The 12,120-nt window shown below is 50.8% G+C and carries 9 protein-coding genes; 6 read left to right on the plus strand and 3 right to left on the minus strand.

Translation table 11 applies throughout. The features are described from left to right. Nucleotides 1-291: 291 nt before the first annotated feature. Complete coding sequence (locus tag F7P81_RS12540; protein ID WP_151159766.1) at nucleotides 292-1,005, plus strand: autoinducer binding domain-containing protein; 714 nt, start codon at nucleotides 292-294, stop codon at nucleotides 1,003-1,005. Between the two features lie 54 nt (nucleotides 1,006-1,059). Here F7P81_RS12540 and F7P81_RS12545 read toward each other — a convergent pair whose 3' ends face one another. Both F7P81_RS12545 and alr read right to left on the minus strand, forming a co-directional pair. Continuing rightward, the gene (locus F7P81_RS12545) at nucleotides 1,060-2,316 is read right to left on the minus strand and encodes a D-amino acid dehydrogenase (protein WP_022712270.1); all 1,257 of its coding nucleotides are present in this window, start codon (nucleotides 2,314-2,316) and stop codon (nucleotides 1,060-1,062) included. A gap of 54 nt (nucleotides 2,317-2,370) precedes the next feature. Then, a complete protein-coding gene (gene alr / locus F7P81_RS12550) occupies nucleotides 2,371-3,543 on the minus strand; it encodes an alanine racemase (protein WP_151159767.1) in 1,173 nt (390 codons plus the stop codon). Between the two features lie 300 nt (nucleotides 3,544-3,843). Between alr and F7P81_RS12555 the strand changes: the two genes are divergently transcribed. Next, complete coding sequence (locus F7P81_RS12555; protein WP_151159768.1) at nucleotides 3,844-4,305, plus strand: Lrp/AsnC family transcriptional regulator; 462 nt, start codon at nucleotides 3,844-3,846, stop codon at nucleotides 4,303-4,305. Between the two features lie 80 nt (nucleotides 4,306-4,385). Then, entirely contained in the window at nucleotides 4,386-5,225 is an 840-nt protein-coding gene (locus F7P81_RS12560; RefSeq protein ID WP_151159769.1) for a hypothetical protein, read from the plus strand. A 116-nt stretch (nucleotides 5,226-5,341) separates the two neighbouring features. Here the strand turns inward: F7P81_RS12560 and F7P81_RS12565 are convergent, their stop codons facing one another. Then, the gene (locus tag F7P81_RS12565) at nucleotides 5,342-6,481 is read right to left on the minus strand and encodes an alpha-hydroxy acid oxidase (RefSeq protein ID WP_151159770.1); all 1,140 of its coding nucleotides are present in this window, start codon (nucleotides 6,479-6,481) and stop codon (nucleotides 5,342-5,344) included. A gap of 191 nt (nucleotides 6,482-6,672) precedes the next feature. Here F7P81_RS12565 and F7P81_RS12570 point away from each other — a divergent pair, with 191 nt between their 5' ends. The 3 genes from F7P81_RS12570 to F7P81_RS12580 are packed head-to-tail and all read left to right on the plus strand — an operon-like array spanning nucleotide 6,673 to nucleotide 11,977. Next, the gene (locus F7P81_RS12570; RefSeq protein WP_170265280.1) at nucleotides 6,673-7,776 is read left to right on the plus strand and encodes an efflux RND transporter periplasmic adaptor subunit; all 1,104 of its coding nucleotides are present in this window, start codon (nucleotides 6,673-6,675) and stop codon (nucleotides 7,774-7,776) included. Nucleotides 7,777-7,796: 20 nt separating this feature from the next. Beyond that, complete coding sequence (locus F7P81_RS12575; RefSeq protein ID WP_151159772.1) at nucleotides 7,797-8,879, plus strand: efflux RND transporter periplasmic adaptor subunit; 1,083 nt, start codon at nucleotides 7,797-7,799, stop codon at nucleotides 8,877-8,879. Continuing rightward, nucleotides 8,879-11,977 carry an efflux RND transporter permease subunit gene (locus tag F7P81_RS12580; RefSeq protein ID WP_151159773.1) on the plus strand — a complete coding sequence of 1,033 codons (3,099 nt, stop codon included), beginning with the start codon at nucleotides 8,879-8,881 and terminating at the stop codon, nucleotides 11,975-11,977. The genes F7P81_RS12575 and F7P81_RS12580 overlap by 1 nt, the downstream gene beginning before the upstream one ends. Nucleotides 11,978-12,120: the final 143 nt, after the last annotated feature.

The raw sequence follows: 12,120 nt of genomic DNA on the forward strand, positions 1-12,120 counted from the left end.
TAAAGGTCGCATTCGCCTTGTCAAAGCTCATGGCAAAAATGTCACGTCTTGTAAAAAGCGTTTCATGCAGCTTTTCATCTTTTAGAAAATTAGATTTATCAATCTATGTTATTCAATAAATTTTCATGGTTATTCTTAAATATTTGTATCTTTCTTAAGATGTGAACATATTTTGTGAAATTTATTCTAATTGATTGTCATTTTTTATTTGAATTGTTATTCTTTGGTTGTCCTGATTTTTTATACTGTTTTATTTTTATTGATATTTTAAAATAAGATAAGGTTTTTCCGATGAATATATCGCGGCCAATACTTTATGGTGTCAATTTAACAGATGTACAGGAAATTGAACTTGTCGATATTATCAGTAGTCATGCGGTGCGGCTTGGCTTTGACTATTACAGTTTTGTTCTTCGTATCCCGCAGTCACTGACGCGCCCGAAAATTCAGGGTTTCGACAATTATTCTGAAGGCTGGCGCAGTTATTATGTGCGCAATGAATGTATTCTGACCGATCCCGCAATTCAGCAGGCGATGCGGTCTTCCAAGCCGGTCGTCTGGACTGAGAAACTCTATCAGCAGAATAAAATTCTGTGGCAGGAAATGAGACGTGACGGCCATTCTGTGGGTATTACGCAGTCCTGCTGGGGGCCGCAATCGGTTGCCGGCTTTCTGTCTTTCAGCCGAACCAGCGATGCAATCAGCAAAGCCGAACTGAAAGAGCTGGAGCCGGAATTGCGTGAGTTGAGCCTGTCTCTGTTCACAAGGTTTTATGATCTTTATCGGCTGGATGAGACCTATAATGCTGAGGATCAGATTATTACACTGCGGGAGCGGGAAATATTGCGCTGGACCGGTGACGGTAAAACCGCTGAGGATATTTCAATCATACTCAATATCACGCCGCGCACGGTACATTTTCACATGAACAATGTTCTGAATAAGCTGATTGTTTCCAACAAGGTTCATGCGGTGATGAAGGCGCATCTGATCGGATTGCTCTGAAATGCAAAACGCCGCCGCAAAATTTGCGGCGGCGTTTAAGCGGAGGATGTAATTTTACTTGTAGCGTGACAGGCCGAGATCCGAAGTATCAATATCCGGTTTTTTGCCGGAAATCAGGTCGGCCATAACGCGGGCAGAACCGGCAGACATTGTCCAGCCGAGTGTGCCGTGTCCGGCATTGATATAGAGATTGTCGTATTTTGTGCCGCCGATAATCGGTGTTGAATCCGGTGTCATCGGACGCAGACCCGACCAGAAAGTTGCCTTGGACAGGTCACCCGCACCGCCGAACAGGCCGCTGACGGAAAGTTCCAGCGTTTCGCGGCGTTCAGGCAGCAGACGTGTCACATAATCGGTGACTTCAGCCATACCGCCGACGCGGATACGGTCGCCGAGACGGGTAATCGCGATCTTATAGGTTTCATCCAGAATGGTGGAAACCGGTGCGCGGGATTCATCGACAATCGGAATGGTGATCGAATAGCCTTTAACCGGATAGATCGGCACATTGAGGCCGAGGCCTTTGACCAGCTGCGGCGTGAAGCTGCCGAGTGCGGCTACATAGCGATCAGCAGTGAAGATGCCTTTATTGGTTTCAACCGCAACAATCTTGCCGCTGTTAAGCTGGAAGCCTTTAATATCCACATTGTAGTGGAATTTTACGCCCAGTTCTTCAGCCATTTTGGCCAGTTTATTGGTGAAGGTGAAGCAATCGCCGGTGCCGTCATCCGGCATGCGCAGGCCGCCGGTAATCATGTGCTTTACATTGGCAAGGGCTGGTTCTGCCTTGGTACAGCCTTCGGCATCCAGCACTTCAAATTTAATGCCGTCCTGACGCAGGCTTTCAATATCCTTGGTCATTACCGCGTCAAAATCTTTCTGACTGCGGAACAGCTGCAAAGTGCCTTTTGAACCTTCATCATAGGTGATGCCGGTATCATTGCGCAGTTCGGTCAGGCATTCACGGCTGTAATTGGAAATGCGCAGCATGCGGGCTTTGTTGGTCGCATAGGCCGATGCGGTGCAATTGGCCAGCATGGACATCAGCCAGCTATACATTGCCGGATTGCAGGTCGGACGGAAAATCAAAGGTGAGTGTTTTTTAAACAGCCACATTGCCGCTTTCTGCGGAATACCCGGAGCAGCCCATGGGGTCGAGTAACCATAGGAAAGCTGACCGGCATTGGCGAAACTGGTTTCGAGCGCCGGTCCTTCCTGACGGTCGAGCACAGTCACTTCATGGCCGGCTTTTGCCAGATAATAGGCGGTCGTTACGCCGATCACACCGCTGCCGAGTATTGTAACTTTCATGGTCTGCCTCTGTCATATCCTGTCTGATGCCGCATGTGCAGGCTTGTTTGTTCTTCAGGCAAGAATGTCGTTAATGTAATTGCGATGATATCTGTTCCCCAGAGATGTCAGAATCTCATAGGAAATTGTTCCGGCATCCTGTGCCACTTGTTCAAGGCTCTGATGTGCGCCGATCAGCTCTACAAGGCTGCCGAGCTTTAATGTGCCTGCCGGCAGGGCGCTGACATCCAGTGTAATGGAATCCATGGAAACACGGCCGATAATAGGCAGGCGCACAGCACCATAATATGCTGCGCCTTTATTGCTTAAATGCCGTGGCCAGCCATCTGCATAGCCGACGGCAATCGTGGCAATCCGTGTCTCGCCCTGTGTTTCATAGCTGCCGCCATAACCCACCAGAGTATGTGCCGGAACGGTGCGGCATTGAATGACGCGCGCCTGCAGTGACACAACCGGCTGCATCGGGTTTGGTGCATTTTCCTGTGGTGCGCCGCCGTAAAGTGCGATGCCCGGACGTGCCAGATCAAAATGATAGCCGCGCTCCATAAAGCTGCCGCCGGAATTGGAAAAAGCGACAGCATAATGCGGCAGAAGTTTAAGAGCTGCCTGCATGCGCTCCAGCTGGGCGTGGTTCTGCGGGCTCTGCACATTATCAGCAGAAGCCAGATGGCTGATAATGAATTTTACATCAATGCCGTCCAGCAGGGAAATATCTGCCAGCAGTTCTTTCAGTTCCTGTTCGGAAAGACCGAGACGCGACATGCCTGTATCAAGCTGAAGCAGTGCCGGAAGCTTCCGGTTGCCGGTTTTGCCCAGAGCTGCCCAGTTGCGCAGCTGTTCCAGCGAATTCAGTACAGGGATAATATTATTATCCGCGCAGAGTTTTTCTGTCTGCGGCTGTAGGCCGTTGAGAACATAAATAACAGCATCTTTGCCGATATGCGGTTGCAGCTTCAAGGCTTCTCCCAGATGTGCAACGAAAAAATCACGGCAACCGGCGGCATAAAATTGCGGGGCAACTTTATCTGCGCCCAGACCATAGGCGTCGGCTTTCACAACAGCTGCGGCTCTGGTCGGGCTCAGTGCGTCGGCGATCAGCTTATAGTTCGCGCGCAAAGCGGCCAGATCAACGGTAAGAATACCGCCGGCCGCGAGGATTTCCGGATTTTCACCGGCAGTTGTATCAACAGGCGCTGCCGCACGGGTTTCAGAAAAGAGTACAGACATAAGCAATTCCGCATTGTCATGTTCAACAAGTTGGTTGGCTGCCAGTATGCATATCCGGAAAACTATAACACAGTTTCAGGTTATGCTCTGCATGCAGACCATGCCAGAGATGCCAAACAAATTTTATAAGAGGCAGCATCGTTCAGCGTCGTAACTTTACGAGCGGTATCACGTGCCGGAACTCTCTCCCTGTTTCTCAGTGTAGTCGAATAGTCTTCGAATGTTTTTGCTATTTTTCGCAATTTATGCGAATTGTAGCTAAATCAGCACGATAAAATACTATAAATTGGAAGATTCTGCGTGTCGACCTTAGATGCTATTGATCGTAATATTATCCGCTGTCTGCGCCGCGACGGGCGTATGACCAATAGTCAGCTGGCAACAGAGGTCGGTTTATCGCAATCGGCGTGCCTGCGGCGTGTGCAATTGCTGGAAACAAGCGGGGTTATCCGCGGCTATACGGCGATTGTTGCGGCACCCGATGCTGATGACCGGCTGGTGGCGCTGGTGCGCATTACGCTGGAGCGGCAGACGGAGGAATATCTCAATCGTTTTGAAGAAGCGGTGCGCCGCCATCCGGAAATTCAGGAATGTTATCTGATGACGGGGGATGCCGATTATATCCTGCGTGCCGAGGCAGAAAATACGGCAGCCTATGAGGTCATTCACAAAGAAATTCTCTCACGCCTGCCGGGTGTGGTGCGTATTCACTCCAGCTTCTCGATCCGCAGTGTGCTGCTGAGCAGAGCGCCGGTGAAGTAATAAAATAGTATCGTGAAAGACAAGAGGAGAAATATTATGCATAATTAATTTGTTATTAATTTAATGTATTGGATTGTTTTATGGTCGATATTAAAAATTTTTTTCCAAAAATTATTAAAAATTTTGGTGATAAATCTCAGTTGAATTCTATTGTTATAAATAAAGATAATAAAAAAATGCTGTGTAATTTTTCTATGACCATTCCAAATTTTACGCCGCAAAATTCTGACACAATCAGAAAGGTTAAGTTTAGAGATGAAGCTAACGATTGTGATGGAATGGTCACTTTCAATTATAGTATGAACGGGAGTGATGGAAGTCCCGCAAAACTTTCAGGTGTGCTAGGAGAGAATTGCCCATTTGCATTATTCCAAAATGTAACGGGAGATGTAGATATTGTTATTCCGGATGGCGAAAATTGTAAATATTTTTACCAGATACCAGAAGGAACAGATATCCAGACACCTAAAGTCGGAACCTATAGTGGCGCTATTGATGAGAATACATTCATTCCGACTGAAAGTGACCCTACAAAGCTGTTGATACGTTTCCCTATCGTTCCGTCTTATAAAGTTGTCACGATGTGCACAGATAGTTTCTATAATTATAATAGTGAAACTAAAGCAGCTTATGATACATTCCATACATCGCTGGGAAATTGGACAAATTATGATAACACAAGCTTGATTTGTTCTGAATTATTTACGGCAAATTTGTTTTCTGTTGTACTATCAAGAAATAGTACAAATCGATCTGATTGGTTGTGTTATAGTTCTCCAAAAGAACCTGGGCAAGTTGCTGATGTAAATTACTTTTTTGACGATATTACAGCTGAAAACGATCAGTTTTATTACGGAATTATCGAATGGGATACTGATCTGGGTATCTTTCGGGAAGTATGGTTACGTGTAGAAAATTAATAAATTTAATTATATTTTTTTGATTATGTTTTTTGCAGTTTAATCTTATTCTTCTTAACAGAAAATGCAGGGAGGGGTGGTTCAGAGAGTGTTTTACCTAAACCACCCCGCCCATATTAATCTTTATGCAGGATTGAGGCATCCACATCCGTGATACGGCGTTTGCCACACAGAGCCATAGTCACATCCGCCTCACGGGCTATGATTTCCAGCGCCTTGGTCACGCCGGCTTTGCCCATGGCACCCAGACCATAAAGAAACGGTCTGCCGATATAGGTACCTTTCGCGCCGAGTGCCACGGCTTTGAGCACATCCTGACCGGAGCGGATACCGCCGTCGAGGTGGATTTCCACCTTGTCACCGACCGTATCAACAATGCGCGGCAACATCGAAATGGATGATGGTGCGCCGTCGAGCTGACGACCGCCATGATTGGAGACGATGATCGCATCGGCACCGGTTTTGGCTGCCATCAGTGCATCTTCTTCATCGAGAATGCCCTTGAGGATCAGCGGGCCGCCCCAGAGTTTTTTGATCCATTCCACATCATCCCAGTTCAGTTTCGGATCAAACTGCTCGGCTGTCCATGAGGACAGGGATGAGAGGTCGCTGACACCTTTGGCATGACCGGCAATATTACGGAAGGTACGGCGCTGCGTTGCCAGCATACCGAGGCACCATTGCGGGCGCGTCATCATCTGCCAGATATGTTTCGGCGTGAATTTCGGCGGAGCCGACAGACCGTTGCGCAAATCTTTGTGACGCTGGCCGAGAATTTGCAGGTCGAGCGTCAGCACCAGTGCCGAGCAACCGGCGGCTTTGGCACGCTCAATCAGATTGCGGACGAAATCACGGTCTTTCATCACATAAAGCTGGAACCAGAAAGGCTTTTTCGTTGCTGCGGCGACATCTTCAATCGAGCAGATGCTCATGGTGGAGAGGGTAAAGGGCACGCCGAATTCCTGTGCTGCCTGCGCTGCCAGAATTTCCCCGTCCGCATGCTGCATCCCTGCCAGACCTGTCGGAGACAGGGCTACCGGCATAGTCACATTCTGGCCGATCATGGTTGTTGCCAGAGAACGGTCAGTCATATCTACCAGTACGCGCTGACGCAGTTTGATTTTGGCAAAATCGCTTTCATTGGCCCGATAGGTCGATTCTGTCCATGCGCCGGAATCTGCATAATCGAAAAACATCTTTGGTACGCGGCGACGCGCCAGTTTTTTCAGATCGGCGATTTCCAGAACAGTACTCATGTCAGTTGCTTTCTAAATTCAGTTTTAAAGAGTTATTATCATCCCGATTTTATAAAGTCAGGCTCAGAAAGACTATTAATACCGGAATGATCCGCTATGTTTGCTGTAATGCAATAGGTATTTTAAAGGTTGTGAATTTGATGGTCAGACGGCGCAGACACATTCTTCTTCCTGTTCCCCTCGCTTCCTTTATGTTTGCATCTGTTTGCAGTGTTTTTGCTCAGGCCAATCCTCCCTCGCAACAGCCTGTCACGAATGCCCATAGTGTTGCAGTCAGCGCGCAGACCGTCCGTGTCAGCGATTATCGCCCGAAACTGGTGCAGACAGGAACGATCGCAGCCCGCAATCTTATCAATCTTGCTTTTCGCGCTTCCGGTCAGGTGACAGAGCGCAGCGCTGATGTGGGGCAAAAAGTTGAAGCCGGTGAATTGCTGGCGCGTATTGATGCTGTGGAGCAGCAGGCTGGATTGCGCTCCGCTCTGGCCTCTCTGAATGCGGCGCAGGCGCAATTAATACAGGCAACCGCCAATTACACACGCCAACAGGCATTGCTGGATCAGGGATTTACCACGCGCAGTCAGTTCGGCACTGCGGAGGAAACCAAGCAGCGTGCCGAGGCGGCTCTTATCAGTGCGCAAAGCCAGATGAAAAATGCGCAGGATATGATGAGCTATACGGAATTGCGTGCGCCGCGCGCCGGTGTGGTGACTGCTCGTAATATTGAAACGGGACAATTGGTACAGGCGGCACAAACTGCCTTTGTGATTGCTGCCGATGGTGAGCGGGACGCCGTTTTTGATGTGCAGGAAGCGCTGGCTGCCCATGCGGAATCCATGGAGCAACAAGGCGGGAAACAGGCGCTGCCTCAGGTGAGTCTGACACTGGTTTCCGATCCGTCTGTCACTGCAACCGGCCATGTGCGTGAGGTTGCGCCGGTGGTGAATGCCACAACCGGTACTGTGCGGATTAAGGTTGAGCTGGATACGCCGCCACCTGCCATGACACTAGCGGCTCCGGTAACCGGCAGTCTGCAATTGCCGGTGGTGCGTGCTGTGATTTTGCCATGGAGTGCTATGACATCACAGGGCGGAAAACCGGCTGTATGGGTACTTGATCCGCAAACGAAAACGGTCTCTTCCGCTTTAGTGCGGATTATGGACTATGAGCGGGAAAAAATCATTATTTCTGAAGGTTTGCAGGACGGGCAAATGGTCATAACCCGCGGCGGGCAGTTGCTGAGTGAAGGCGCTGTTGTGGAGCTTCTGGTGGCTGATGAGCAGAAAGTAACACAGTGATGCGGGCGACGGGTTGGACGATGAAGCGCAGAATTTTCAGAGCAGCTGCGGCAGGATCAGTTTTGTTGATGCTGGCAGCCTGTGGTGAACAGGCTGATGAGGCAAAGGAGCCGGTTGTCCGGCCGGTATTGTTTGTTATCGCAAAAGCGGAGGCCTCACAGCAAAGCGGTTTTGCCGGATCTGTGGAGCCGCAATTCAGCACGGATCTTGCCTTCCGCGTTTTAGGGCGCTTGATCCAGCGTGATGTGGATATCGGTGATTTTGTTAAAAAAGATCAGGTTGTGGCGATGATTGATCCCGCACAGCTTGATCTGAATTTGCAGGCAGCCAAAGCTGATATGGCCAGTGCCGAGGCACAATATGTGAATGCACAGGCCACAGAGGACAGGCAGGCGCGTTTGCTGGCCATGCGTAGTATTCCGCAGGCGGTTTATGACAGTGCCAAACAGGGGCGCGACACTGCGGCTGCCGGTCTGGAAAAAGCCCGTGCCGCCTTACGAAAGGCTGAAGACGAGCGTGGTTTTGCACAACTGGATCCGGATTTTGATGGTGTTGTTTCTGCGGTAAATGCCGAAGTCGGGCAGGTTGTGGCTGCCGGACAGAGTGTTTTGACCGTGGCGCGGCCGGATGTGCGTGAAGCCGTTGTCGATGTGCCGGATCACATTGCGGAGACGGTCAAAGACGGCGATAGATTTATGATTTTCCTGCAGGCCGATCCGACTGTGCAGGCAGAAGGTCATGTGCGGGAAATTGCACCGCAGGCGGATAATGCCACGCGTTTGCGCCGTGTAAAAATCACGCTTGATGATGCACCGGAAGCTTTCCGTTTAGGCACAACAATCACAGCGCTGCGCAGTAATGGCGACCATCAGGAACAGATTACCCTGCCGCTATCCGCTTTGCTGGAACAGGAGGGCAAAACCTATGTCTGGATCGCTGATCCGCAGAGCCAGACTGTGCGCCGTCAGGCCGTCGAAGTTGTCAGCCGCAGGGACGGGCAATTTATTGCCAAAGGCGTGGAAGCCGGTCAGCGCATTGTCAGTGCAGGCGTGAACAGTTTGCAGGATGGCCAGAAGGTTAAGCTGCCGCAGGGAGAGCAATAATGAAGAAATTTAATCTCTCTGACTGGGCGCTTAATCACCGCTCGCTGGTCTGGTATTTCATGCTGGTCTTTCTGATTGCCGGTATTGCCGCCTATATCAATCTCGGGCGCGAGGAAGACCCACAATTCACCATTAAAACCATGCTGATACAGGCCAACTGGCCCGGTGCATCGGTGGACGAGACGATCAATCAGGTGACTGACCGGATTGAGAAAAAGCTGCAGGAACTCGACAGTCTCGATTTTACCAAATCGGTGACAACGCCGGGTAAAGCGGTGATTTTTGTCAATCTGAAAGCGACGACCAAAGCGCGGGATGTGGAGAAAATCTGGCTCCAGACCCGCAATATGATCAATGATATCAAGGGGAATTTCCCTGAAGGCGTCTACGGGCCTTTTTACAATGACCGCTTCGGCGATGTGTTTGGTAATATTTACGCCTTCACGGCTGATGGTCTGAGCCACCGGCAGTTGCGTGACTACGTAGAGACTGTGCGCACCCAGGTTTTGCAATTGCCAAGTGCCGGTAAAGTTGATCTGATCGGCGCGCAGGATGAGGTGATTTATCTCGAATTTTCATCCCGTCAGATTGCGGCGCTGGGGCTGGATCAGCAAGCGATTTTAAAAAGCCTTCAGGATCAGAATGCGATTACTCCGTCCGGTGTAATTAATGCAGGGCCGGAACGCGTCTCTGTACGGGTGAGCGGGCAATTTACCTCAGAAGACAGTCTGAAAGCGGTCAATCTGCGGGTTAATAACCGCTTTTTCCGCCTCAGCGATGTGGCGGAAATCAAGCGCGGCTATACCAATCCGCCGGAAAGTCTGTTTCGCGTGAATGGTGAACCGGCAATCGGGCTGGCCATCGGTATGAAGCCGAATGAAAACCTGCTGGACTTCGGCAAGGCGCTCAATGATTTGATGGCGCGCGTTGAAGGAGAACTGCCGGTTGGTATCAGCGTGCATCAGGTGGCCGATCAGCCGGATGTGGTGGATGAGGCTGTGTCCGGTTTTACCAAAGCCCTGTTCGAGGCGGTGGTTATTGTTCTGGCTGTGAGCTTTATCAGCCTTGGCGTGCGAGCCGGTTTTGTGGTGTCGCTGTCCATTCCGCTGGTTTTGGCGATCACCTTCCTCACCATGCAATATATGGATATTTCGCTGCAGCGTGTGTCATTGGGGGCGCTGATAATTGCGCTCGGCCTGCTGGTGGATGATGCGATGATTGCCGTGGAGATGATGGTTGCACGACTTGAGGCGGGTGATCCGATCAATAAAGCGGCGACCTATGTCTATTCTCACACCGCCTTTCCGATGCTGACCGGTACGCTGGTGACGATTGCCGGATTTATCCCGATCGGTCTGAACACCAGTCAGGCGGGTGAATATACTTATACTTTGTTCGTTGTGATTGCGGTTTCGCTGGTCGTATCATGGGTGGTGGCTGTATTGTTTGCGCCGCTGCTTGGCGTGACGCTGCTGCCAAAAACGATGAAAAAACATGAGGAAAAGCCGCGCCGTGTCGGCAAGGCTTTTGCCGCGGCTTTGCTGTGGTGCATGCGTCATCGCTGGACGACAATCTTTGCCACGGTCGTGCTGTTTTTGATTTCTCTCGGTGGTATGACACTGATTGAGCGCCAGTTCTTCCCGTCTTCGGATCGGCCGGAACTGGTGATTGACTGGAAATTGCCGGAGAACAGTTCCATTGCCGAAACACAGGCGCAGATGCTGCGTTTTGAAGAGACGATGCTCAAAGGCAATGAGGATATAGACCACTGGAGCAGCTATATCGGGCAGGGCGCAGTGCGTTTCGTGCTGACTTTCGATGTGCAGCCGGTCAATCCGTATTTCGGTCAGATGATTATTGTCGCCAAGGATGTGGAGGCGCGCGACCGGCTGAAGCAGAAATTCGATGCGGTGCTGCGCAAGGATTATATCGGCACCGATGCTTATGTGAAATTCCTTGAGCTGGGACCTCCGGTTGGCCGTCCGGTGCAGTATCGCGTCAGCGGGCCGGATATTCAGGCTGTTCGCAGCTATGCGCATCAGGTTTCAACGATCATGGCGCAGGATCAGCGTCTGGGTGTTGTGGCCTATGACTGGAACGAACCGGCACGCGTGGTGCGGGTTGATGTATTGCAGGATAAGGCGCGTAAACTCGGCGTTTCTTCCAAAGACATCTCGATGACGCTCAACAGCGTGGTCGGCGGTCTGGCGATTACACAGGTGCGCGATGCTACCTATCTGATTAATGTGGTGGTGCGGGCACAGGCGCAGGAACGTGACCGGATTGAAACTCTGCGCAATCTGCAGATCGGTACCGGCAACGGGGATTCCATCCCGCTCGCCTCGATTGCCAATTTCCGTTACGAGATTGAGCAGCCGGTTGTCTGGCGTCGGGACCGTCTGCCGACGATCACAGTCTCTGCCGGTATTCTCGACAAGACCATGCCGGATACGGTGGTGGAACAGATGAAGGGGCAGGTTGATGCATTTGCGCAGAAACTGCCGCTTGGTTATTCCGTGCATATTGCCGGTACTGTGGAAGAAAGCGCCAAAAGTCAGGGGCCGATTGCTGCCGTTGTGCCGTTGATGCTGTTCGTTATGGCAACGATTTTGATGCTGCAATTGCAGAGCTTCCAGCGACTGTTTCTGGTGGTGGCGGTTGCTCCGCTCGGTCTGATTGGTGTGGTGGCGGCCTTGCTGCCAAGCGGCAAACCACTGGGCTTCGTCGCTATTCTCGGTGTGCTGGCGCTGATCGGTATCCTGATCCGCAACTCGGTGATCCTGATCGTGCAGGTGGAGGATCACATCAAAGAGGGGATGCATCCGTGGGATTCTGTTTATCAGGCTTCCCAGCATCGTATGCGTCCGATTGCGCTGACCGCAGCGGCGGCCAGTCTGGCGCTGATCCCGATTTCCCGCGAAGTGTTCTGGGGACCGATGGCCTATGCCATGATGGGCGGGATTATTGCCGGAACAGTTATTACATTGCTGTTCCTGCCTGCGCTTTATGTGGCATGGTTCCGTGTGAAAGAGCCTGAGCATCCGGAGCCGGAAGATAGCTCCGAGGTGCCACCGGCTGAACCGGTGTTAGTACAATAGCTCAAATGCTAGAGCGGTTTACGTCCAGATTGGATTATAGCGCTCGCGTCTCAATTCTTTATTTGGTCGCATTATCACGGGCGTCAAGTTGATCCAACTTGACATAATCAAGAAGTCAAGTTGATTCAACTTGACTGTGAAAT

Source organism: Pseudochrobactrum saccharolyticum (assembly GCF_008801715.1).
GTDB classification, from domain to species: domain Bacteria; phylum Pseudomonadota; class Alphaproteobacteria; order Rhizobiales; family Rhizobiaceae; genus Pseudochrobactrum; species Pseudochrobactrum saccharolyticum.